The sequence below is a fragment of the Pseudomonas sp. TE21435 genome (assembly GCF_056279265.1).
This window is the reverse complement of the sequence record NZ_JBWBQZ010000001.1, coordinates 1,441,936-1,465,847: the sequence shown is the minus strand read 5'-3', so window position 1 is coordinate 1,465,847 and position 23,912 is coordinate 1,441,936. Positions and strand designations below refer to the sequence as shown.

General features: G+C 64.6%; 16 protein-coding genes. 12 read left to right on the top strand and 4 right to left on the bottom strand.

Features of this window, described 5'->3' with window-relative positions; translation table 11 throughout:
- Positions 1 to 148: 148 nt before the first annotated feature.
- On the top strand, positions 149 to 1,720 hold the full coding sequence (locus tag ACZ9C1_RS06735) for a TerC family protein (protein WP_277504374.1): 1,572 nt from the start codon (positions 149 to 151) through the stop codon (positions 1,718 to 1,720).
- Here the strand turns inward: ACZ9C1_RS06735 and rarD are convergent.
- The gene (gene rarD / locus ACZ9C1_RS06730; RefSeq protein ID WP_110699269.1) at positions 1,683 to 2,570 is read right to left on the bottom strand and encodes an EamA family transporter RarD; all 888 of its coding nucleotides are present in this window, start codon (positions 2,568 to 2,570) and stop codon (positions 1,683 to 1,685) included. The genes ACZ9C1_RS06735 and rarD overlap by 38 nt on opposite strands.
- A gap of 34 nt (positions 2,571 to 2,604) precedes the next feature.
- Positions 2,605 to 4,191, bottom strand: a complete 1,587-nt coding sequence (locus ACZ9C1_RS06725; RefSeq protein WP_277504370.1) for an EAL domain-containing protein — start codon at positions 4,189 to 4,191, stop codon at positions 2,605 to 2,607.
- Between the two features lie 312 nt (positions 4,192 to 4,503).
- Here ACZ9C1_RS06725 and hppD point away from each other — a divergent pair, with 312 nt between their 5' ends.
- Entirely contained in the window at positions 4,504 to 5,580 is a 1,077-nt protein-coding gene (gene hppD / locus ACZ9C1_RS06720; RefSeq protein ID WP_457377675.1) for a 4-hydroxyphenylpyruvate dioxygenase, read from the top strand.
- Between the two features lie 90 nt (positions 5,581 to 5,670).
- Here hppD and ACZ9C1_RS06715 read toward each other — a convergent pair whose 3' ends face one another.
- Entirely contained in the window at positions 5,671 to 6,360 is a 690-nt protein-coding gene (locus ACZ9C1_RS06715) for a type 1 glutamine amidotransferase domain-containing protein (RefSeq protein ID WP_457377674.1), read from the bottom strand.
- Positions 6,361 to 6,505: 145 nt separating this feature from the next.
- On the opposite strand from ACZ9C1_RS06715, the gene ACZ9C1_RS06710 reads away from it, so the two are divergent.
- Both ACZ9C1_RS06710 and ACZ9C1_RS06705 read left to right on the top strand, forming a co-directional pair.
- A complete protein-coding gene (locus ACZ9C1_RS06710; protein ID WP_457377673.1) occupies positions 6,506 to 6,955 on the top strand; it encodes a nucleoside deaminase in 450 nt (149 codons plus the stop codon).
- 73 nt (positions 6,956 to 7,028) lie between these two features.
- Positions 7,029 to 9,008: an ATP-binding protein gene (locus ACZ9C1_RS06705; protein ID WP_476254561.1), complete on the top strand. Its 1,980-nt coding sequence runs from the start codon at positions 7,029 to 7,031 to the stop codon at positions 9,006 to 9,008.
- Between the two features lie 9 nt (positions 9,009 to 9,017).
- Here the strand turns inward: ACZ9C1_RS06705 and ACZ9C1_RS06700 are convergent, their stop codons facing one another.
- Entirely contained in the window at positions 9,018 to 10,073 is a 1,056-nt protein-coding gene (locus ACZ9C1_RS06700) for a HEAT repeat domain-containing protein (protein ID WP_457377672.1), read from the bottom strand.
- 231 nt (positions 10,074 to 10,304) lie between these two features.
- Between ACZ9C1_RS06700 and ACZ9C1_RS06695 the strand changes: the two genes are divergently transcribed.
- The 8 genes from ACZ9C1_RS06695 to ACZ9C1_RS06660 all read left to right on the top strand — a co-directional run bounded on the left by ACZ9C1_RS06695 (position 10,305) and on the right by ACZ9C1_RS06660 (position 23,864).
- Entirely contained in the window at positions 10,305 to 11,501 is a 1,197-nt protein-coding gene (locus ACZ9C1_RS06695; RefSeq protein ID WP_139671268.1) for an amino acid aminotransferase, read from the top strand.
- 304 nt (positions 11,502 to 11,805) lie between these two features.
- The gene (locus ACZ9C1_RS06690; protein WP_023631759.1) at positions 11,806 to 13,086 is read left to right on the top strand and encodes a serine/threonine transporter; all 1,281 of its coding nucleotides are present in this window, start codon (positions 11,806 to 11,808) and stop codon (positions 13,084 to 13,086) included.
- A 165-nt stretch (positions 13,087 to 13,251) separates the two neighbouring features.
- The gene (tpx, locus tag ACZ9C1_RS06685; protein ID WP_028692156.1) at positions 13,252 to 13,752 is read left to right on the top strand and encodes a thiol peroxidase; all 501 of its coding nucleotides are present in this window, start codon (positions 13,252 to 13,254) and stop codon (positions 13,750 to 13,752) included.
- A gap of 202 nt (positions 13,753 to 13,954) precedes the next feature.
- Positions 13,955 to 15,235, top strand: a complete 1,281-nt coding sequence (locus tag ACZ9C1_RS06680; protein WP_457377670.1) for an MdtA/MuxA family multidrug efflux RND transporter periplasmic adaptor subunit — start codon at positions 13,955 to 13,957, stop codon at positions 15,233 to 15,235.
- Complete coding sequence (locus ACZ9C1_RS06675; protein ID WP_111532355.1) at positions 15,232 to 18,330, top strand: MdtB/MuxB family multidrug efflux RND transporter permease subunit; 3,099 nt, start codon at positions 15,232 to 15,234, stop codon at positions 18,328 to 18,330. The genes ACZ9C1_RS06680 and ACZ9C1_RS06675 overlap by 4 nt, the downstream gene beginning before the upstream one ends.
- A complete protein-coding gene (locus ACZ9C1_RS06670) occupies positions 18,327 to 21,437 on the top strand; it encodes a multidrug efflux RND transporter permease subunit (RefSeq protein ID WP_476253782.1) in 3,111 nt (1,036 codons plus the stop codon). Before ACZ9C1_RS06675 ends, ACZ9C1_RS06670 begins: the two co-directional genes overlap by 4 nt.
- Positions 21,434 to 22,918, top strand: a complete 1,485-nt coding sequence (locus ACZ9C1_RS06665) for an efflux transporter outer membrane subunit (protein ID WP_102683915.1) — start codon at positions 21,434 to 21,436, stop codon at positions 22,916 to 22,918. Before ACZ9C1_RS06670 ends, ACZ9C1_RS06665 begins: the two co-directional genes overlap by 4 nt.
- Positions 22,919 to 23,054: 136 nt before the next feature.
- Positions 23,055 to 23,864, top strand: a complete 810-nt coding sequence (locus ACZ9C1_RS06660) for a substrate-binding periplasmic protein (protein WP_110699243.1) — start codon at positions 23,055 to 23,057, stop codon at positions 23,862 to 23,864.
- Positions 23,865 to 23,912 lie beyond the last annotated feature (48 nt).

Below are 23,912 nucleotides of genomic sequence, written 5' to 3'. Positions count from 1 at the left end.
TATCGGAAAATTCTGCTTCGATTGTAGGATCGTCGTCCCTAATTGTTATCAAGGTCCCTATGAGCACCTTCGCGGAGCCCCCCAGTCCCTGGCCATCCCGGCCCTCCTTCCCCCGTCCTCGTGACGCATCCCCTGTGAGTACCCGCTAATGGAATGGCTAGCCGACCCCACGGCCTGGCTAGGCCTGCTGACGCTTATCGTCCTCGAGCTGGTGCTTGGTATCGACAACCTGGTGTTCATCGCCATCCTTGCCGACAAGCTGCCGCCGCACCAGCGCGACCGCGCCCGGGTGATCGGCCTGTCGTTGGCGCTGATCATGCGCCTTGGCCTGCTGGCCAGCATCTCGTGGATGGTGACCCTAACCGCGCCGCTGATCGAGGTGTTCGGCAAGACCTTCTCCGGCCGTGACCTGATCATGCTGTTCGGTGGTGTGTTCCTGTTGTTCAAGGCCACCATGGAACTGCACGAACGCCTCGAGGGCCATGTTGCCCAAAGCGGCGGCGTGACCCGCCATGCCGCGTTCTGGCCGATCGTGGCGCAGATTGTCGTGCTGGATGCGGTGTTCTCGCTGGATGCGGTGATCACCGCCGTGGGCATGGTCGAGCACTTGTCGGTGATGATGATCGCGGTGATCTTCTCCATCGGCATCATGATCGTCGCCAGCAAGCCGTTGACCCGTTTCGTCAACGCCCATCCGACAGTGATCATGCTGTGCCTGGGCTTCCTGATGATGATCGGCTTCAGCCTCACCGCCGAAGGCCTGGGCTTCCATATCCCCAAAGGCTACCTGTATGCGGCCATCGGCTTCTCGTTGCTGATCGAGCTGTTCAACCAGCTGGCCCGTGCCCGCCGCAAACGCAGTGTGCAGCAGCACCGGCCGCTGCGTGAACGCACCGCCCATGCCGTGCTGCGCCTGATGGGCGGGCGCCGGGTGGAGGCTGACGAGGTGGGCGAGGAAATCGCCGACCTGGTCGAGGGTGGCGAAGAACAGGTGGTGTTCGACCGCCGTGAGCGGGTGATGATCAGCGGTGTGCTGAATCTGGCCGAGCGGCCGATCCGCACGGTGATGACGGCCCGCGCCAAGGTCGATGCCATCGACCTGTCGCAGCCGGGCGAAGCCATCACCCAGGCGCTGGTCAACTCGCCGTACTCGCGCCTGCCGCTGATCCGTGACGGCCACATCGAGGAACCGCTGGGCTTCGTGCACAAAAAGGAGCTGCTCAAGGAGCTGCTGTCCGGCAGCCAGCCCGGCCTGGAAGCCCTGGCCCGTGCGCCGCTGAACCTGCTGGAGAGCTTCAGCATCCTTAACGCCCTGGAGCAGATGCGCGGGCAGTCGACGCACATCGCCTTCGTGGTCAACGAGTTCGGTGATTTCATCGGTGTGTTGACCATGACCGATATTCTCGAGTCGATTGCCGGCGAACTGCCGGACGCAAGCGAGGTGGAGGGGCCAGGTGTGATCGAGGAGGCGGACGGTTTTGTGGTCAGCGGTGCCTTGAACCTGGCCCAGGTCCAGGCGCGCACCGGCTTTGCCGCCCGTGCCACCGAGGACTACCAGACCCTGGCGGGCCTGGTGATGAGCTTGCTGGACCGCTTGCCGGTGGTGGGTGATCACCTGGCCTGGAATGGCTGGAGCATGACCGTGGTGGCGGTGGAGGAGCGCCGGGTCCGCCAGGTACGCCTTACACCGAACGCCGACGCTGGCGCAGCAGGTGCTTGAAGCCCTCGAGCACCAGTACCAGCACGGCGGCCCAGATTGGCAGGTAGGTGAGCCACTGGTCGGGGCCGATGGTCTCGCCCAGTAGCAGGGCCACGCCTACCAGCAACACCGGCTCGACGTAGCTGAGCAGGCCGAACAGGCTGAACGGCAGCAGGCGGCTGGCCAGCACGTAGGCGATCAGGGCGCAGGCGCTGATCGCCCCGAGCAGCGGGATCAGGCCGTACAAGCCTGGATGCTCGGCCAGATCGGTTGCCGACAGCGGGCCCTGGATGACGAAGTACAGGGCCCAGGGCAGTAACAGGCACATGTCGCACCACAGGCCGCCCAGGTGGTCGGTGCGGCAACGCCGCCGCAGGACGAAGTAGATCGGGTAGCCGATCATCACCAGCAGGGTTTCCCAGGCAAAACTGCCGTGCTGGTACAGCTCGTGGCCAACCCCCAGCGCGGCAAAGCTCACCGCGACCTTCTGCAGGCGCGACAGGCGCTCGCCATAGACCACGCGCCCGGTCAGCACCATGGCCAGCGGCAACAGGAAGTAGCCCATGGATACCTCCAGGCTGCGCCCGTGCAGCGGCGCCCAGAGGAACAGCCACAATTGCACGCCCATCAACCACGAGGTGCCGACCATGCCGAGCAACAGCAGCGGCGTGCGGCGCACCCGCCCGAGCAGCTCGCCGACCCGCTTCCAATCCCTGGATGCCAGCATGAACAGCGTCAGGCAGGGCAGGGTCAGCAGGGTCCGCCAGCCGAAGATCTCCTCGCCGTCCAGGGGCTTGAGGAAGGAGGTATAGAAATACATCACGGCGAACAGACAGGACGCCATGACCGACGAAATAATGCCTTTTGACACGAATGCCTCGGAAAACGGAAAGTGAGCGGGTGGATCAGCCGCGCATGATCTCAGGGGCACTGTCTTGCGGCAACTGCGGGCTGCCCGGGCGGGCGGCCAGGGCCAGCAGCAGCTCGCTGGCGGGCATGGGGCGGGCGAACAGGTACCCTTGCTGGAAGTCCACGCCATGGCGAGCCAGGTAGTCGCGCTGCACTTCGGTTTCCACGCCTTCGGCGACGATGCCCAGGGCCAGCTTGGCCGACAGTTCGATGATGGTGTCGAGAATGTGCTGCGACAGGGCGTCACCGCCGATCATGGCGACGAAACTCTGGTCGATCTTCAGGTAGTCGACGTTGAACTGGCGCAGGTAATTGAGGCTGGATTGGCCTGTGCCGAAGTCGTCCAGGGCGATCATAACGCCCATGGCGTGCAATTTCTCGAACAGGTCAAGGGTTACCGGAGTGGGCTCGATCAGCTTGCGCTCGGTCAGTTCCAGGGTCAGTACCACCCGCCCGGGCGGGAAGTGCTGGAGGAAGGTCTGGCAGTCGTCGAGCAGGCCCAGGTCGCGGCAGTGGTCGGCGGTGATGTTGATGCCGATGTGAAAACCGTCCTCGAGCAACGCCGCATGCGGTGCCAGGGCCTGGGCCGTGTGCAGCATCAAGCCGCGGGTCATGGCGACGATCTGGCCGCTGTGCTCGGCGTAGGGGATGAACAGGTCGGGGCGCACCAGTCCTTCGCGGGGGTGCTGCCAGCGCATCAGCACTTCGACCCCGGCCCAGCGGTAGTCGCCCTTGCGCACCACTGGCTGGAAGTAGGGCAGGAACTCGTCGGCCTCCAATGCCCTGGCCAGTTCGGCGCGGGGCGAGCTGGCGCGGCGGATCTGCCAGCGACAGGCGCCTCCGGCCACCGCCCCAAGCACCAGCAGCAGGCTCAACAGCGCAGGATAGCGTGAACGCATCAGCTCGCCGGGCTTGTCGGGGCCAAAGCCGCCGTGCACGCTGAACGGGTAGTGTGTGGAAGAGAACGTCACCGGCGCGCTGGCTGCAACCGGCGGCGTGCCGGCCCGCACCCGGCCGTCGGCGCCCATCCAGTGGTTGCCGACCTGTACTTGCAACTGGCCGTCCTTACCGATCAGGCGCAGGGCCGTGAGCAGGTGGCGGCCATCGACCGTGGCGATCGCCCCCTTGTCACCCTGGCTGGCGCGGTAGGCCAGCAGCGGTTGGCCTGGTGTGACGGAGTTGCCGTCCATCAGCCACAACTGACCGTCGGTATAGTTGCTGGCGTCGACCGGCTCGTCGAAATCACCAAACAACGAGGTGCAGTACAGGGTGTCACGATCGAACAGGTTGGTGGAACGCACGAAAGCATTGCGCGTGACTTCTATGCGCAACGCCAATTGCGCCTGTTCGCAGGGCTGGCCGGCCTTGGGCAGCAGGTGCCGTGCCGTGCTGGACAAGCTGTCGAGTACCGCCTCTATATGGACCACCACTTCGCGAGCCGTGACGCGACTGTCGGCGTTCAGCTCCTGTTCGATCTGCCAGCGCGTCAACGCCAGCCCGCACAGTAGCGGCAAGACACTGATCAGCCAGGGCAGCAGCGCGCGCCAGCTCCAGCGGGCAGGGCGTTTGGTGTTCAAGGGCATGCGCGGGTGGACCTTCTGCAAGGCGGTAGGTGATGCAGAGAATAGCCGTTTGTCGGAACAACCTGCGAACTAAAGCGCGACAAACAAATTTACGCACTGTAGAATCGGGTTACGAATACAACAATAAGGTTCTCCGCCTCCCGGGGAATCAAGCCCGCCGAGAATGGGTCCATATGACATACCATGGGTTCAAGCTGATCATTGGTGACTTCCTGGCCCGCAGCGTGCGCGGGATCCCGTGCTCACCACCACGCCATCTCCACATCGAAAGCCTGTAATCAACCGTTTTTCGCTGCAGATGAGGAAAAGAACATGGCAGATATCTTCGAAAACCCGATGGGCCTGGAAGGCTTCGAATTCATCGAGCTCGCCTCGCCGACCCCTGGCGTGCTGGAGCCGGTATTCCAGATTCTCGGTTTCACCAAGGTGGCTACCCACCGCTCCAAGGATGTGCACCTGTATCGCCAGGGCGGCATCAACCTGATCCTCAACAACGAACCCAAGAGCGCCGCCTCGTACTTCGCGGCCGAGCATGGTCCTTCGGTGTGCGGCATGGCATTCCGCGTGCGCAACGCCCATGAAGCCTATGCCCGCGCCCTGGAACTGGGTGCCCAGCCGGTAGAGATCGAGACCGGCCCGATGGAGCTGCGCCTGCCGGCGATCAAGGGTATCGGCGGCGCGCCACTGTACCTGATCGACCGTTACGAAGAAGGCAGCTCGATCTACGACATCGACTTCAAGTTCATCGAAGGCGTGGACCGCAACCCGGTCGGCGCGGGCCTGAAGATCATCGACCACCTCACCCACAACGTCTATCGTGGGCGCATGGCCTACTGGGCCGGCTTCTACGAGAAGCTGTTCAACTTCCGCGAGATCCGTTACTTCGACATCAAGGGCGAGTACACCGGCCTGACCTCCAAGGCCATGACCGCGCCAGACGGCATGATCCGCATCCCGCTCAACGAGGAGTCGTCCAAAGGGGCGGGGCAGATCGAAGAGTTCCTGATGCAGTTCAACGGCGAGGGCATCCAGCACGTGGCCTTCCTCACCGACGACCTGCTCAAGACCTGGGACGCGCTCAAGGGCTTCGGCATGCGTTTCATGACCGCGCCGCCGCAGACCTACTACGAGATGCTCGAGGAGCGCCTGCCAGGGCATGGCGAGCCGGTCGATCAGTTGCAGGCCCGCGGCATCCTGCTGGACGGCGCCTCCGAGGCTGGCGACAAGCGCCTGCTGCTGCAGATATTCTCGGAGACCCTGCTGGGCCCGGTGTTCTTCGAGTTCATTCAGCGCAAGGGTGACGACGGCTTCGGTGAAGGCAACTTCAAGGCGCTGTTCGAGTCGATCGAGCGTGACCAGGTGCGTCGTGGCGTGTTGAGCACCGAGTAATCCGTCGAGCACACACTCGCGGGGCAAGCCCGCTCCCGCGCCGGAAGGTGGCGGGAGCGGGCTTGCCCCGCGCTGCGTTGTGGCGAACGTTTACTGCTGCCTGTTCAGGTAGCCGATCACCGCTTGGGCTACCTCGGCGCTGGAGGCCGGATTCTGTCCGGTGATCAAGCTGCCGTCCTCCACTACATGAGCTGCCCACGGGTCGTCTGCCTTGCTGTACTCGCCACCGCGAGCGCCCAGTTCGTTCTCGGTGAGGAACGGCACCACCTTGTCCAGCTCAGCCAGTTTTTCCTCGGTATTGGAAAAGCCGGTAACCTTGCGCCCCTTGAGCAGCAAGCTGTTGTCGCTGAGCTTGATATTGAGCAGGCCCACCACCCCATGGCACACCGCGGCGACCGCGCCGCCGTGCTCATGGATGCGCCGTGCCAGCTCCTGCAATGGCTGATTGTCGGGAAAGTCCCACATCACCCCGTGGCCACCGGTGTAGTAGATCGCGCTGTACTGGTCGGCCTTGACCTGGCCAGGGCTCAAGGTGGCGCCAAGGCGGTTCATGAACGCTTTGTCGTTGTACCATTGCCAGTCCAGGTCAGGCGCCATCTGCAGGCTGTGTGGGTCGATCGGTACATAGCCGCCCGCCGGGCTGACATAGTCGACGGTAAAACCCGCTTTTTGCACTGCGTCGACAAAGTGCACGGCCTCGCCCAGCCACAATCCTGTGGCGCGGTTGATATCGGGGTACTTGGCGGTATTGGTCAGCACGACCAGGAGCTTCTTGTTCATGTGCGCATGCCCGTCGAATCCATGGGAAAACGTTTGGCCAGCAAGATCAAAAGCCATTTGAGCATAGCCCCCACCACGCAATGCGCCATGGGCACGGGCGCTGTGCTAGGCTGCTGCAAAAGTGGACGCACTACCGGGAGACGCCATGGAACAGGACACTTCCAGATTTATGCAAGCCGCCATCGACGAGGCCCGCAAGGGGCTCGAGGAAGGCGGCATTCCGATTGGCTCGGTACTGGTGCACGAGGGCAGGATCATCGGCCGTGGCCACAATCGCCGCGTGCAGCAGGGCAGCGCCATCCTGCATGGTGAAATGGATGCACTGGAGAATGCCGGCCGACAGCCGGCCCGGGTTTACCAGCAGGCCACCCTCTATACCACCTTGTCGCCCTGTGCCATGTGCAGTGGCGCAATCCTGCTGTATGGCATCAAGCATGTGATTATCGGCGAGAACTTCACCTTCATGGGCGAAGAGCAGTTGCTCGGCGACCGGGGCGTGCGTCTGGAGGTGCATGACGATGAAACCTGCAAGGCGCTGATGCGCCAGTTCATCGACGCCAACCCAGAACTGTGGAACGAAGATATTGGCCACTGACCTGACCACCCGGGGCGCGGAGGTCCAGGTCATTCATCTGGCACCGCCATCATCCTCTCTGGTCGAGGAGGGCATGCCCATCGCCGGCTTTGACTGGAGCGCGACGCCTTTGGGGGCGTTGACCTCCTGGCCGCCCACCCTGCGGATCGCCGTCGACATGGTACTGATGTCACCGTTTCCCTGTGCGTTGGTCTGGGGGGCGGCCCTGACAGTCATACACAACGATGCCTACCAGGCCCTGCTGGGCGGTGCTGTCGACCACCAGGGGCGTGCCTTCGACGCGCTCTGGGAGCAATCCTGGGAGAGCATGGGGGCAACCGTCTTCAAGGTGTTGCAGGGGCAGGGTAGTCTAATCGAGGATGCCCCATTGCTGGTGAATCGAGAGGGTATCGCGGCGACCGCGTGGGTCACTGGCTGCTTCTCGCCCATCCGCGACGATCAGGGCGTGGTTGCCGGGTTCCTCCACGCGCTGATAGAGACCACTGCCAGTGTCGGGGCCAGCCACGAATGGCGCGAGCTGGCGCAGTCCTTCGAAGCGCGCCTGGTGCAGTACCTGGCCGATCCAGAACATACCTGGCAGTTGTCGCCCGATGTGATGCTGATGCTCGAGGCCGATCTGCGCGTGCGCACAGCCAACCCTGCCTGGGATCGGCTTCTGGGCTGGGGTGAGGCTGCGCAGTTGCAAGTCACCCTGCTCGAGTTGTTCCATCCCGCGGACCGTACCGAAGCGCAGCTGGCGCTGATGGCGCTTGTCCAGGGGCGCGGCGCGCCGCCCTTCGAGGGGCGGGTTCGCCATAGCGACGGCCATTACTGCTGGTTCCGTTGGGTCGGCAACGCTAATCAGGCATTGCCGACGCTGGTGGGGAGGGACATCACCGAGGACCGCAATGCGGTCCAGCGCCTGGCCGAGGCGGCAGTGCGCGACAGCCAGCGCATGGAGGGTGTTGTAAAGGTGGCGGGCGGGTTGGCGCACGAAATGAACAACGTACTGTCCGGCGTCGGTAGCAGCCTGGAATTGCTCGAGCGACGCCTCGCCCAAGGGCGGATGGACCGCGTGGAAGAGTATGTGCGGATGGCCCGGGAATGCGCCCAGCGAGCCATCGGCCTGACCCAGAACCTGCTGGCCTTTGCGCGTAGCCAACCCTTGGCGCCCAATCCACTGAACATCAACCACCTGCTGCAGGACGCGGAGCCGATACTGCGTCAGACCCTGGGCTGTGAGATAGACCTGAACATGCAGCTGGATGTGGCGCCCTGGCCTTTACAGGTCGACCCGGATACGTTGCGCAGCGCCCTCCTGCATCTGTGCGGCAACGCACGCGATGCCTGCCTGGGCAAGGGCAGGCTGACGATCCGCACCGCCAACGAACGGATGGCACTGCCCTGCGAGGGGGCGGCAGCCTTGCTGCCGGGGGACTATGTCATGCTGCAGGTCGAGGACGATGGCCATGGCATGAGTCGCGAGGACCTGGCAAGGGTATTTGAACCGTTCTTCACCACCAAGCCCCTGGGGCAGGGGGCAGGCCTGGGGCTGCCCATGGTGCATGGCTTCGTGCAGCAGTCGGGCGGCCAGATGTGGATTGAGTCGACGATCGACCAGGGTACCCGGGTCGTGATGATGTTCCCACGCTACCAGGGAATATTGCCGGAGAGTCCCGCTCGGGATGCACTGCCGCGACAGGTCCAGGGTGAACGATTGTTGCTGGTCGATGATGAAGAAAACCTGCGTGGCCTGATAGAGGAGGCGCTGGTCGATTGCGGCTTCGAGGTGTGTGCCGTGCCCGATGCCAACAGCGCGCTGGGGCAGTTCAGGCATGCAGGGCCGTTTGATCTGGTGATCACCGATATCGGTCTGCCGGGGGGCTTCAGCGGCCGCCAGGTGGCCAAGGCGCTGCGCATGATCGAGCCCGAACAGAAGATCCTGTTCATCACTGGCTTCACCGCTGATCCGGTGGAGCAGGCCCTGCTCGACCAGCCGGGCACGGCATTGATGTTCAAGCCGTTCTCGCTGCAGAAGCTGGTGGTGCAGATTCAGCACATGCTGCAGGCCTGAGGCCGGTGATCACAGCCCCTGCTGCAGGAAAGGGTCGTCCGGGTTCTGCCGCTCCAGCTCGGCCAGCAGGACCTGGACATTCTGCAATTGGCCGGTTTCCTTCCAGTACTCGATCAGCAGTACCCGCACCCGGCGATTGGCCGGTTGGCGGTTGAGCACGGTTTCCAGCTGCTTTTGCGCGGCATCGAGCTGTTCCAGCTGGTGCAGGGTGATGGCCAGGGTGTAGCGATAATCGTTGTTTTCCGGTTCCAGCTCGACAGCCCGCGAGAGGGCGAGCAGGGCGTATTCCTGCTGCTCATGGCGGGTCAGCCACAGGCCCAGTTCGTATTGCAGGAACGCCGAGTCCGGGCGCAGTGCCAGGGCCTTGGCGAGCACCTCGCGGGAGGCGTCGTGCTGGCCCTGTTGCTCCAGCAGGCGGACCTGGGTGGCCAGGGTGTCCAGGCCTTCAGGGGCCAAGGCCAGGCTGCGCTGCAGGGCCCGGGAGGCTGCCTCGTAGGCTTGTTCATGCATGTATAGTCGGGCCAGGTGCAACTGGGCGGCGGCGTCGTCGGGCTGTTGTTCCAGGGTCTGCTCGTACTGCTCCAGGGTATCCTGCAAGGGGCCGAAGTACAGGCCGATGGCGTCGGGGTCGAGACCCAGCAGGGCGTCCACCGCGGCGAAGCGCACGCTTTGCTCGTCATCTTCCAGCAATGGACCCAGCACCAGGCTGCGCTGGGCCGCCGGCAACAGCCGGCGGATACTGGTGATAGCGGCGCGGCGTACCAGCGGGTCGGCGTGCTCAAGGTCCTGGCTGGCCAGTTTCAACGCCTGTGGCGAGGGGTAGTTGGGCAGTTCGGCATGCAGCGCGGCGCGACGGATGGGGGGCAGGTCGTCGCGTTGCAACTGCTGGTACAACACCCGCGCAGCGCCCGGCAGGCCATCGTGTGCCTGGCGCAGGGCCTTGGCGTAGCTGTGGGGCGGCAGGCTGGGCGGTGCGGGCTGGCGGTCACGCCACAGGTAACCGATCGCCGCGGGCAGCACGAGTAACAGCAACAGGGCGATCAGGAGAGGGCGACGTCTGGGCATCTCGCGGTCCGGGGTGGCATTACGGCAGAGCTTGGGGCAGGCAGGTGGCAAATGCAACGACCAGGGTGCGATCCTGGGGCCGCGCCGCGTGGCAAAATCCGTGTGCTGCGGGTTCGGCCTTGCAAACCTGCAGGGTCTCCTTGCACATCGGTGATGTTCCTCGTGGCGCTCTGCGGTTATCCTCGCCTGAGCCTTTCCTGAACTGTCCTGATCTCCAAGGAGCTGCACGCTGTGTTCAAACATGTCGATGCCTATGCCGGCGACCCGATCCTCTCGCTGATGGAAACCTTCAAGGCCGACCCGCGCGCCGCCAAGGTCAACCTGAGTATCGGTCTGTACTACGACGAAGCCGGCGTGGTGCCGCAGCTGGCGGCGGTGGCTGAGGTGGAGAAACGCCTGGCCGGCCAGCCCCATGAAGCCTCGCTGTACCTGCCGATGGAAGGCCTGGCCGCTTACCGCCAGGCGATCCAGGCCTTGCTGTTCGGCGCCGAGCACCCGGCCGTCGCCGCTGGTCGCGTGGCCACCGTGCAGACCGTCGGCGGCTCGGGCGCGCTGAAAGTCGGTGCCGACTTCCTCAAGCGTTACTTCCCAGGCTCCGAGGTCTGGGTGAGCAACCCGACCTGGGACAACCACCGGGCAATCTTCGAAGGTGCAGGTTTCAAGGTGCACACCTACCCGTACTTCGACCCGGACACCCGTGGCGTCGACTTCGCCGGCATGCTGGCCAGCCTGCAGGCCTTGCCGCAGAACAGCGTGGTCCTGCTGCATCCGTGCTGCCACAACCCCACCGGCGTTGACCTGGACCAGCAGCAGTGGCAACAGGTGGTCGAAGTGGTCAAGGCGCGCCAGTTGATCCCCTTCCTCGATATCGCCTACCAGGGCTTCGGCGAAGGCCTGGTCGAAGACGCTTATGCGATCCGCGAAATGGCCCGTGCCGGCGTGCCTTGCCTGGTCAGCAACTCGTTCTCGAAGATCTTCTCGCTGTACGGCGAGCGGGTAGGGGGCTTGTCGGTGGTCTGCGACGATGCCGCCACCGCTTCCAGCGTGCTTGGCCAGCTCAAGGCCACCGTGCGCCGCAACTACTCCAGCCCACCCGCTTTCGGCGCCCAGCTGGTGGCCGGCGTGCTGGGTGACGCCGCGCTCAACGCCCAATGGGCCGCGGAAGTTGAAGCAATGCGCAAGCGCATCCTCGACATGCGCCAGGGGCTGGTCGACCTGCTCGGCGAGCTGCTGCCAGGCCAGGACTTCCAGTTCTTCCTGCGCCAGCGCGGCATGTTCAGCTATACCGGCTTCAGCGTGGAACAGGTGCGTCGCCTGCGTGACGAGTTCGGCGTGTACCTGATCGACAGTGGTCGGGTGTGCATGTCCGGCCTGCGCCCGGCCAACCTGCGCCAGGTGGCCGAGGCGTTTGCCGCCGTTCAGCGGTAACCTGCCTGGGGCCGCTTTGCGGCCCTTTCGCCGGCGCCGGCTCCCACCCCTATCGCCTGCATTGCCTCTTTGAGTCCCTGTGAGGTCCGGCTTGCGGTGGCGACAAACCGCGGCGAAAGGGCTGCGTAGCCCCATCCAGCACAACCTGCTTGTAAAGACAAGTGCAACCGTCCCTCGGGCGGGGCTTCCCCAAGTGCAACCTTTGCATGCACAATCGCGTCCCTCTTCCCCGGTTGAGTTGGGCGAATCGTCTATTTCGCCATTCTCAGCCTGTTGCAGTCTTGCGAGTGGAGCTTCACCCGGAATGAATGAGCAGGCCCCAAGCGTTGAACAACGCTTTGTAGAATCGACCCCCGCCACCCTCGGTAGCTGGTCGCGTCAAGACACCACCTGGATGCTGGGCCTGTTCGGCACGGCCATCGGCGCCGGAACCCTGTTCCTGCCCATCAACGCCGGCCTTGGCGGTTTCTGGCCGCTGCTGGTCCTGGCCTTGCTGGCCTTCCCCATGACCTACTTCGCCCACCGCGGGCTGACCCGTTTCGTGCTCTCGGGCAGCAAGGGCGGCGATATCACCGACGTGGTCGAGGAGCATTTCGGCATCACCGCCGGTGCGCTGATCACTGTCCTGTACTTCTTCGCCATCTTCCCGATCCTGCTGATCTACAGCGTGGCGCTGACCAACACCGTCAGCAGCTTCATGGAGCACCAACTGCATATCGCGCCGCCGCCGCGGGCGATCCTGTCGTTCGTGCTGATCCTCGGCCTGCTGGCCATCGTGCGCTGCGGCGAACAGGCCACGGTCAAGGTCATGAGCCTGCTGGTGTATCCGTTCATCGTCGCCCTGGCGCTGCTGGCCCTGTACCTGGTGCCGCACTGGACCGGTGGTATCCTCGACACTGCCACCCAGGTGCCGTCCGGCTCGGCCTTCCTGCACACCGTGTGGCTGGCCATTCCGGTGATGGTGTTCTCGTTCAACCATTCGCCGATCATCTCGGCCTTTGCCGTTGATCAGAAGCGCCGCTACGCCGAGCACGCCGACGAGCGCAGTGGTCAGATCCTGCGACGCGCCCATCTGCTGATGGTACTGATGGTGCTGTTCTTCGTGTTCAGCTGCGTGCTGACCCTGAGCAGCGCCCAGCTGGCTGAAGCCAAGGCGCAGAACCTGTCGATCCTGTCCTACCTGGCCAACCACTTCGAGCAGCCGGCCATCGCTTTCGCCGCTCCGCTGATCGCCTTCATCGCCATCGCCAAGTCGTTCCTGGGCCACTACATTGGTGCCAGCGAAGGCCTCAAGGGCATGATCGTCAAGACCGGCATGCGTCCGGGCGCCAAGGCCCTGGACCGCATCGTTGCCGCGCTGATGCTGGTGGTGTGCTGGATCGTCGCCACCCTCAACCCGAGCATCCTCGGCATGATCGAATCCCTCGGCGGCCCGATCATCGCGGTACTGCTGTTCCTGATGCCGATGTACGCCATCCGCCGCGTGCCGTCGATGCGCAAGTACAGTGGTGCGCTGTCCAACGTGTTTGTGGTGGTAGTCGGCCTGGTGGCCTTGACTTCGGTGGTGTACGGCCTGCTGGCCTGAATGCTCGCCACGTAGGAAAAGCGCCCGGGCCGACGCCAGTCACCCGGGCGTTTGTCTACAGGAATTGGCCGAACGTAGGACAATTTCATCTTTGCCCATAGGCACTTGCGCTGCTTCATGCTTAACTCTGAATCCTTTTCAAACCCCCGCATAAGGATTTCCGCCATGGCTCAAGTGACTCTCAAAGGCAACCCGGTTCAGGTCAGCGGTGAACTGCCAAAGCAAGGCGCCGCGGCACCTGCCTTCTCCCTGGTCGCTGGCGATCTGTCGAACAAGTCGCTTGCCGACTTCGCCGGCAAGCGCAAGGTGCTGAACATTTTCCCAAGCGTCGACACCCCGACCTGCGCCACCTCGGTGCGCAAGTTCAACGCCCAGGCCAATGACGTGGCCAACACCGTGGTGCTGTGCATCTCCGCCGACCTGCCGTTCGCCCAGGCGCGCTTCTGCGGTGCTGAAGGCCTGGAGAACGTGAAGAACCTGTCGACCCTGCGTGGCCGCGAGTTCCTGGAAAACTACGGCGTGGCCATCGCCGATGGCCCGCTGGCCGGCTTGGCCGCCCGCGCCGTGGTGGTGCTGGACGAAAACGACAAGGTGCTGCACAGCGAGCTGGTGGGCGAAATCGCCGACGAGCCGAACTACGAGGCGGCGCTGGCTGTCTTGAAGTAAGTGTTCGCCGGCTTGCCGGCGAACCAGGTAACACCCGGTAACGGCCTGGACCCTGTTCCAGGCCGTTTTCATTTAAAGTTCACGCCTTTGCCAACGTCAGCCGAAGGTAAAGCACTGGTAAAGCCCCTTTGCTAAAACGATGCCAGTGCTTATCGTTCACGCTCTCCACGCCGTCATTCTCTGAACAAGGTTCGTTCGACCCATGCAAGCCTCCAATTCCCGTTCCCCTCGTCGCTGGCTGTTCGGCCTGCTGATCCTGCTGCTGGTGGCCCTGCTGGCCTGGTGGCTGTGGCCCGCAACGACCGCCCATAAAGAGGGTGAAGGGCATCGCCCGGGCAAAGGCATGGGTGGGCGGCCGGGTTTCGGCGCCTCCACCGAAGCGGTGCCGGTGCGCGTCGAGCCTGCGCGGGTGGGTGACTTCCCGCTTTACTACAAGGCCCTTGGCACCGTGACCGCGACCAACACGGTCAATGTGCGCAGCCGGGTGGCTGGCGAGCTGGTGAAGATTCATTTCAAGGAGGGCCAGCAGGTCAAGGCCGGCGACCTGCTCGCCGAGATCGACCCGCGCAGCTACCGTATCGCCCTGCAGCAGGCCGAAGGCACCTTGGCGCAGAACCAGGCTCAACTGAAGAACGCCCAGGTCGACCTGGCTCGTTATAAAGGCCTGTATGCCGAAGACAGCATCGCCAAGCAGACCCTGGACACCGCCGAGGCACAGGTCGGGCAATTTCAAGGGCTGGTCAAGACCAACCAGGCGCAGGTCAACGACGCGCGCCTGAACCTGGAGTTCACCCAGATCCGTGCGCCGATCAGCGGTCGCCTGGGCCTGCGCCAGCTGGACGTGGGCAACCTGGTCGCCGCCAACGACACCACGGCGCTGGTGGTCATCACCCAGACCGAGCCGATCAGTGTCGCCTTCACGTTGCCGGAAACCCAGCTCGACACCGTGCTCGCCCGCTACCGCAGTGGCGCCAGCCTGCCGGTGGAAGCCTGGGATCGTGGCGACCAGAAGCTGCAGTCCACCGGCGTGCTGGGCAGCCTCGACAACCAGATCGACACCGCCACCGGCACCCTGAAGTTCAAGGGCACCTTCCAGAACGCCGACCATGCCCTGTTCCCCAACCAGTTCGTCAATGTGCGCCTGCTGGCCGACACCCTGAAGCAGGTGGTACTGGCCCCGGCCGCGGCCATCCAGTTCGGCAATGACGGCACCTTCGCCTATGTGGTCAACGCCGAGAGCACGATCAACATCCGCCCGCTCAAGGTCGGAGCCAGTGATGGCGAGAATAGTGTGATCGTCGAGGGCCTGGCCGCCGGTGACCGCCTGGTGCTGGAAGGCACCGACCGCCTGCGCGAAGGCTCCAAGGTCGAGGTGGTCGAAGACAGCTCGCAAGTGCCGACCACCCCCGGCCAGCACCTGCAGGGGCAGGGCGCCAAAGGCTCGGCGCAGACTGGTGAACCAGGCTCCAAGGCGGGCGCATGAACCTCTCGCGCCTGTTCATCCTGCGGCCGGTCGCCACCACGCTGAGCATGCTGGCCATCGTCCTGGCCGGCCTGATCGCCTACAAACTGCTGCCGGTGGCGGCCTTGCCCCAGGTCGATTACCCGACCATCCGCGTCATGACCCTGTACCCCGGCGCCAGCCCCCAGGTCATGACCAGCGCCGTCACCGCACCCTTGGAGCGTCAGTTCGGGCAGATGCCGGGCCTCGAGCAGATGGCCTCGACCAGCTCCGGCGGCGCCTCGGTGCTGACCCTGCGCTTCAACCTCGACATGAACATGGATGTCGCCGAACAGCAGGTACAGGCCGCGATCAACGCCGCCAGCAACCTGCTGCCCAGCGACCTGCCGGCGCCGCCGGTGTACAACAAGGTCAACCCGGCCGACACGCCGGTGCTGACCCTGGCCATTTCCTCCAAGACCATGCCACTGCCCAAGCTCAACGACCTGGTCGATACCCGCGTGGCGCAGAAGATCGCGCAGATCAGCGGCGTCGGCATGGTCAGTATCGCCGGTGGCCAGCGCCAGGCCGTGCGGATCAAGGTCAACGTCGACGCGCTGGCCGCCAACGGCCTTAACCTGGACGACGTGCGCACCCTGATCGGCGCCTCCAACGTCAACCAGCCCAAGGGCAACTTCGACGGCCCGACCCGGGTGTCGATGCTCGACGCCAACGACCAGCTGCGCTCGCCGGCCGAATACGCCAATCTCATCCTCAAGTACAACAATGGCGCGCCGCTGCGCCTGAAGGACGTCGCCGAGATCGTCGACGGCGCCGAGAACGAGCGCCTGGCCGCCTGGGCCAACCAGAACGAGGCGGTGCTGCTGAACATCCAGCGCCAGCCCGGCGCCAACGTCATCGAGGTGGTCGACCGGATCAAGGAGCTGCTGCCGTCGATCACCGACAACCTGCCGGCGGGCCTCGACGTCAGCGTGCTCACCGACCGTACCCAGACCATCCGCGCCGCCGTGCGCGACGTGCAGCACGAGTTGCTGTTCGCCATTGCCCTGGTGGTGATGGTGACCTTCCTGTTCCTGCGCCGGGTCTCGGCCACGATCATCCCGTCGATCGCCGTGCCGCTGTCGCTGATCGGCACCTTCGGGGTGATGTACCTGGCCGGCTTCTCGGTCAATAACCTCACGCTGATGGCCCTGACCATCGCCACCGGTTTCGTGGTGGACGATGCCATTGTCATGCTGGAGAACATCTCCCGGCATATAGAAGAGGGCGAGACACCGCTGCAAGCCGCGCTCAAGGGCGCGAAACAGATCGGTTTTACCTTGATATCGCTGACCTTCTCGCTGATCGCGGTATTGATCCCGCTGCTGTTCATGGCCGACGTGGTCGGGCGGCTGTTCCGCGAGTTCGCCATCACCCTGGCGGTGGCCATCCTGATTTCCCTGGTGGTGTCACTGACCTTGACGCCGATGATGTGCGCCCGGCTGCTCAAGCGCGAGCCCGAGGAGGAGGAGCAGGGCCGCTTCTACCGTGCCAGCGGCGCCTGGATCGACTGGCTGATCAAGCACTACGCCAGTGCCCTGACCTGGGTGCTCAAGCGCCAGCCGTTGACGCTGCTGGTGGCCGTGGCAACCCTGGCGCTGACCGTTGTGCTCTACCTGATGGTGCCCAAGGGCTTCTTCCCGGCCCAGGACACCGGGGTGATCCAGGGTATTTCCGAGGCACCGCAGTCGACTTCGTTCGCCGCCATGAGTCAACGCCAGCAGGCCCTGACCGAGGTAATCCTGCAGGACCCGGCAGTGCAGAGCCTGTCTTCGTACATCGGTGTGGATGGTGACAACGCCACCCTCAACAGCGGCCGCCTGCTGATCAACCTCAAGCCCCATGGCGAGCGCGACGTGACGGCAGCCGAGGTGATCAGTCGGTTGCAGCCGCAGCTCGACAAGCTGGTCGGCATCCGCCTGTTCATGCAGCCGGTGCAGGACCTGAGCATCGAGGATCGGGTCAGCCGCACCCAGTACCAGTTCAGCCTCAGCTCGCCGGATGCCGACATGCTCGCCGAGTGGAGCGGCAAGCTGGTGCAGGCACTGAAGGACCGCCCGGAGCTGCAGGACGTGGCCAGCGATCTGCAGGACAAGGGCCTGCAGGTGTACCTGGTGATCGACCGCGACATGGCCAGCCGCCTCGGCATCACCGTGGCGCAGATCACCAACGCCCTGTACGACGCCTTCGGCCAGCGGCAGATCTCGACCATCTACACCCAGGCCAGCCAGTACCGCGTGGTGCTGCAGTCCCAGACCGCGGCCAGCCTCGGCCCGCAGGCCCTGGAAGCGGTCCACGTCAAGGCCGCCGACGGCGGCCAGGTGCGCCTGTCGGCCCTGGCGCGCATCGAGCAGCGCCAGGCCCAGCTGGCCATCTCGCACATCGGCCAGTTCCCGGCGGTGATGATGTCGTTCAACCTGGCCCATGGCGCGTCCCTGGGCGAGGCGGTCAAGGTGATCGAGCAGGTGCAGCAGGACATCGGCATGCCGATCGGCGTGCAGACCCGTTTCCAGGGCGCCGCCGAGGCGTTCCAGGCCTCGCTTTCGAGTACCTTGCTGCTGATCCTTGCCGCCGTGGTGACCATGTACATCGTGCTCGGCGTGCTCTACGAGAGCTACATCCACCCGGTGACCATCCTCTCGACGTTGCCTTCGGCGGCGGTAGGGGCGTTGCTTGCGCTGCTGCTGAGCGGCAACGACCTGGGCATGATCGCCATTATCGGCATCATCCTGCTGATCGGCATCGTCAAGAAGAACGCGATCATGATGATCGACTTCGCCCTCGAGGCCGAGCGTCATCAGGGCATGAGCCCGAATGATGCGATCTACCAGGCTGCGCTGCTGCGCTTCCGGCCGATCCTGATGACCACCCTGGCTGCGCTGTTCGGCGCGGTGCCGCTGATGCTCGCCACCGGTTCCGGCGCCGAGCTGCGCCAGCCGCTAGGTCTGGTGATGGTCGGCGGCCTGTTGGTGAGTCAGGTGCTGACCCTGTTCACCACGCCGGTCATCTACCTGTACTTTGACCGCCTGGCACGTCGCTGGCGCCCGGTTGACGATGCGCGGCAGGCCGAAGCATGAACCTGTCCGGACCGTTCATTCGCCGGCCAGTGGCCACCATGCTGCTGAGCCTGGCGATCATGTTGCTGGGTGGGGTGAGTTTTGGCCTGCTGCCGGTGTCGCCGCTGCCGCAGATGGATTTCCCGGTGATCGTGGTGCAGGCCAGCCTGCCTGGGGCCAGCCCCGAGGTCATGGCGTCCACCGTGGCCACGCCGCTGGAGCGCAAGCTCGGCGCCATTGCCGGCGTCACTACCCTGACCAGCAGTTCCAACCAGGGCTCGACCCGGGTGATCATCGGCTTCGAGCTGGGCCGCGACATCGATGGCGCGGCACGCGAGGTGCAGGCAGCGATCAACGCCACTCGCAACCTGCTGCCCAGCGGCATGCGCAGCATGCCCACCTACAAGAAGATCAACCCGTCCCAGGCGCCGATCATGGTGCTGTCGCTGACCTCGCAGGTGCTGTCCAAGGGCAAGCTGTACGACCTGGCCGACACCATCCTGTCCCAGAGCCTGTCGCAGGTCAGCGGGGTTGGGGAAGTGCAGATCGGCGGCAGTTCGCTGCCGGCGGTGCGCATCGAGCTCGAGCCGCAGTTGCTCAACCAGTACGGCCTGTCCCTGGACGATGTGCGCACCGCCGTGGCCAATGCCAACCAGCGCCGGCCCATGGGCTTCGTCGAGGACAGCGAACGTAACTGGCAGGTACGCGCCAACGACCAGCTGGAGCAGGCCGAGGACTACAAACCCATCGTCATCCGCCAGCAGAATGGCTCGATCCTGCGCCTGTCGGACGTGGCCAAGGTCAGCGATGGCGTGGAGAACCGCTACAACAGCGGCTTCTTCAACGACGAGAGCGCGGTGCTGCTGGTGGTCAACCGCCAGACCAACGCCAACATCATCCAGACCGTCGAGCAGATCAAGGCCGAGCTGCCGGCGTTGCAGTCGCTGCTGCCGGCCAGCGTCAAGCTCAACGTGGCCATGGACCGCTCGCCGGTGATCAAGGCCACCCTGAAGGAGGCCGAGCACACCTTGCTGATCGCGGTGGTGCTGGTGATCCTGGTGGTGTACCTGTTCCTCGGCAACTTCCGCGCCTCGCTGATTCCGAGCCTGGCGGTGCCGGTGTCGCTGGTGGGCACCTTCGCGGTCATGTACCTGTGCGGGTTCTCGCTGAACAACCTGTCGTTGATGGCGCTGATCCTCGCCACCGGCCTGGTGGTGGACGATGCCATCGTGGTGCTGGAGAACATCTCCCGGCATATCGAGAAGGGCGAGAGCCCGATGCGGGCCGCCTACAAGGGCGCGCAGGAGGTCGGTTTCACCCTGCTGTCGATGAACGTCTCGCTGGTGGCGGTGTTCGTCTCCATCCTGTTCATGGGCGGGATCGTGCGCGGGTTGTTCAAGGAGTTCTCGATCACCCTGGCGGCGGCGATCATCGTCTCGCTGGTGGTGTCGCTGACGCTGACGCCGATGCTCTGCTCGCGCTGGCTCAAGGTACATGGCCCGCAGCAGCAGACCCGCCTGCAACGCTGGAGCGACCGTATCCACCAGCGCATGGTCGCCAGCTACGACCGGAGCCTGGGCTGGGCGCTGCGCCACAGGCGCCTGACCCTGCTCAGCCTGCTGGCCACCATTGTGCTCAACATCGCCCTTTACGTGGTGGTGCCCAAAACCCTGATGCCGCAGCAGGACACCGGCCAGCTGCAAGGCTTCATCCGCGGCGACGACGGCCTGTCGTTCACCGTGATGCAGCCGAAGATGGAAATCTACCGCCGCGCTCTGCTCGCGGACCCGGCCGTGGAGAGCGTCGCCGGCTTCATTGGCGGCAACAGCGGCACCAACAACGCCTTCGTGCTGGTGCGCCTGAAGCCGATCGGCGAGCGCAAGGAAAACGCGCAGAAGGTGATCGATCGCCTGCGCAAGGAATTGCCGAAGATCCCTGGCGGGCGTCTGTACCTGATGGCTGACCAGGACCTGCAACTCGGTGGCGGCGGTCGCGACCAGACCACCTCGCAGTACCTCTATACCCTGCAGAGCGGCGATCTGGCCGCTCTGCGCGAGTGGTTCCCCAAGGTCACCGCCGAACTGCGCAAACTGCCCGAGCTGACCGCCATCGACGCCCACGACGGCGCCGGCACCCAGCAGGTGACCCTGGTGGTCGACCGTGACCAGGCCAAGCGCCTGGGCATCGACATGGACATGGTCACCGCAGTGCTCAACAACGCCTACAGCCAGCGGCAGATCTCGACCATCTACGACAGCCTCAACCAGTACCAGGTGGTGCTGGAGATCAACCCGAAGTACGCCTGGGACCCAAGTACCCTGGAGCAGGTAAAGGTGATCACCGCCGACGGCGCCCGGGTGCCGCTGTCCACCTTCGCCCGCTACGAGAACAGCCTGGCCAACGACCGCGTCAGCCACGAAGGGCAGTTCGCCTCCGAGGACATCTCGTTCGATGTCGCCGAAGGCTACAGCCCAGACCAGGCCCTGGCCGCGCTGGAGCGGGCGGTGGCCAAGCTCGGCCTGCCCGAATCGGTGATAGCCAAGCTCGGTGGCGATGCCGACGCGTTCACCAAGACCGCCGAAGGCCAGCCGTTCATGATTCTTGGCGCCCTGGTACTGGTATACCTGGTGCTGGGCATTCTCTATGAGAGCTACATCCACCCACTGACGATCCTCTCCACACTGCCTTCGGCCGGGGTCGGCGCCTTGTTGGCGCTGTACCTGACCGGTGGCGAATTCAGCCTGATCTCGCTGCTGGGGCTATTTCTGCTGATCGGCGTGGTGAAGAAGAACGCCATCCTGATGATCGACCTGGCCCTGCAGCTGGAGCGCCATGAAGGCCTGTCACCGGAGGAGTCGATCCGCCGTGCCTGCCTGCTGCGCCTGCGGCCGATCCTGATGACCACCCTGGCCGCGATCCTCGGCGCGCTGCCGCTGCTGCTCAGCCGCGCCGAGGGCGCCGAGATGCGCCAGCCGCTGGGCCTGACCATCATCGGCGGCCTGGTCTTCAGCCAGATCCTCACCCTCTACACCACGCCTGTGGTCTACCTGTACCTCGATCGCCTGCGCCACCGGTTCAACCGCTGGCGCGGCGTGCGCACCGACGCTGCCCTGGATACCCCGCTATGAACTTTGCCCACACCCGAATCCATCGTGCCCTCAGGCTGCTGACCCAAGGGCGCGGCTCGCGCCTGGTCAGCGCCGGGTTGTGCGTGGCCATGCTCAGCGCCTGTACCTTGAGCCCGGACTATCACCGCCCGGAGATCAGCACCCCGGCGCAGTTCAAGCAGGCCCAGGGCTGGACCCAGGCCAACCCGTCCGATGCCATCGCCCGCGGGGCGTGGTGGGAGCTGTATGGCGACAAACAGCTCGATGCCCTGGTGGAAGAGCTCAACCGCAGCAACCAGACGGTGGCGCAGTACGAGGCGCAGTACCGCCAGGCCCAGGCACTGGTGCGCAGCAGCCGCGCCGCGCTGTTCCCCTCGTTGAACCTCACCGCTGGCAAGAACCGTTCGGCCCAGGGCACCGGGAGCTCCAGCTCGAGCCTGTCGAACAACAGCAGCGGCATCCGCAACACCTACAACGCGCAACTCGGCGTGAGCTGGGAGATCGACCTGTGGGGCAAGCTGCGTGAAGCCATGAACGCCAATGAAGCCAGTGCCGACGCCAGCTTGGCCGATATGGCGGCCATTCGCCTGAGCCAGCAGTCGGAACTGGTGCAGAACTACCTGCAACTGCGGGTGATCGACGCGCAGAAACGCTTGCTCGAGGCCACGGTAGCGGCCTATGAGCGGTCATTGAAGATGAACGAGAACCAGTACCGCGCCGGGGTTGCCGGGCCAGATGCCGTAGCCCAGGCGCGGACCCAGCTCAAGAGCACCCAGGCCGACCTGATCGACCTGGCCTGGCAGCGCGCGCAGTACGAGAACGCCATTGCCGTGTTGATGGGCAAGGCACCGGCCGACTTCGCCCTGGCGGCGACCCGCGACATTCCGGCGTTGCCGCAGGTGCCGGTGTCGCTACCGTCGCAGTTGCTCGAGCGCAGGCCCGACATCGCCTCGGCCGAGCGCAAGGTCATGGCGGCCAACTCCAATATCGGCGTCTCCCGGGCAGCGTACTTCCCCGACCTGTCCCTGAGCATGAATGGCGGGTACTCCAGTAGCAGTTTCAACAACTGGATCGAGCTGCCCAACCGCTACTGGTCCGTCGGCCCGCAGTTGGCGTTGACGCTGTTCGATGCCGGCAAGCGCAGCGCCGAGGTGGACCGCACCGTGGCGGTGTACGACCAGACCGTGGCGCAGTACCGGCAGACGGTGCTGGATGGCTTCAAGGAGGTGGAGAACTACCTGGTGCAGCTCAAGGTGTACGGCGACGAAGCCGTTGTCCGGCAGGAAGCGCTCGAGGCGGCGCGGGAGTCGTTGCGCTTGACCGAGAACCAGTACAAGGCCGGGTTGATTGGTTACCTGGACGTGGTGAACGTGCAGACCACGGCGCTGAGCAGTGAACGCAGCGTGTTGACGCTGTTGCAGGGGCGGCTGGTGGCGAGCGTGCAGTTGATCGCAGCGCTGGGCGGAGGCTGGGATGCCCGGACGGAGTTGGCCGAGCAGTGACCTGCTGTTGGCGACTTTGCCCGTGACGCTGCACCGCATCACAGATCGCCACATGGCACGTGGCGTTCGGCCATTTCTCGTGCAAACTGTGTAAGGCCACGTCGTCGGTGGCGTAATCCATTGCACGAGGAGCGCCATGAGCGGACGTTGTCTGGGCCTGTCTGTGTGGTTGTCGTGCCTGCTGGCCGTGGTTCCACTGCGCGGCTTTGCCGCGGACAACTGCCAGCACCTCACCGCCACCGGCAACCCGGAGTACCCACCTTATCTCTGGCGCGACCCGCATAACCCCGCGCAACTGATCGGCGCCAATGCCGACTTGCTGAAGCAGGTGGCCAAGGACCTCGGCCTGGTGGTGGATGTGATGTATGTCGGGCCGTGGTCCAGGGCGCAGGAGGAAGTGAGCAGCGGGCGCATCGACATGCTGGCCGGCTACTTTCGCACCCAGGCGCGCGAACTGCTGACCGACTTCATCAGCCCGCCATTCCTGTTCAATTCCAGCGTGGTCTGGGTGCGCAAGGGCGAAGGCTTCGCCTACAGCGACTGGTCCGACCTGAAAGGGCGACGAGGCGGGACGCTGGTCAACAACAGCCATGGCCAGGCGTTCGACGACTACGCCCGGGCGCAGCTCGACCTCGAAGCGGTGCCCAGCGTTACCCAGGCTTTCCAGAAGCTGCTGCTCAAGCGCAGCGACTACGTGATCTTCGAGCAGTACCCCGGCATGGCCCTGGCGCGCGCGCTGGGCAAGGAAAAGGAACTGGAGGTACTTGAGCCGCCGGTGTCCAGCGAAGGGCTGTACCTGGCGCTATCGCACAAGTCGGGTTGCAACCAGCCGGCGCTGCGCGAAGCGCTGGCGCGCAAGATGCGGGAGCTGGTGGCGGGGCCCTTGCCCGAGCAACTGGTGGCCGAGAACCTGGAGCGCTGGCAGCGTCAGCAGGCCGGCAAGTGAAGCGATTGCGTCATTAGTCGGCACCCTGTCCGATGCCTTTGATCTAAG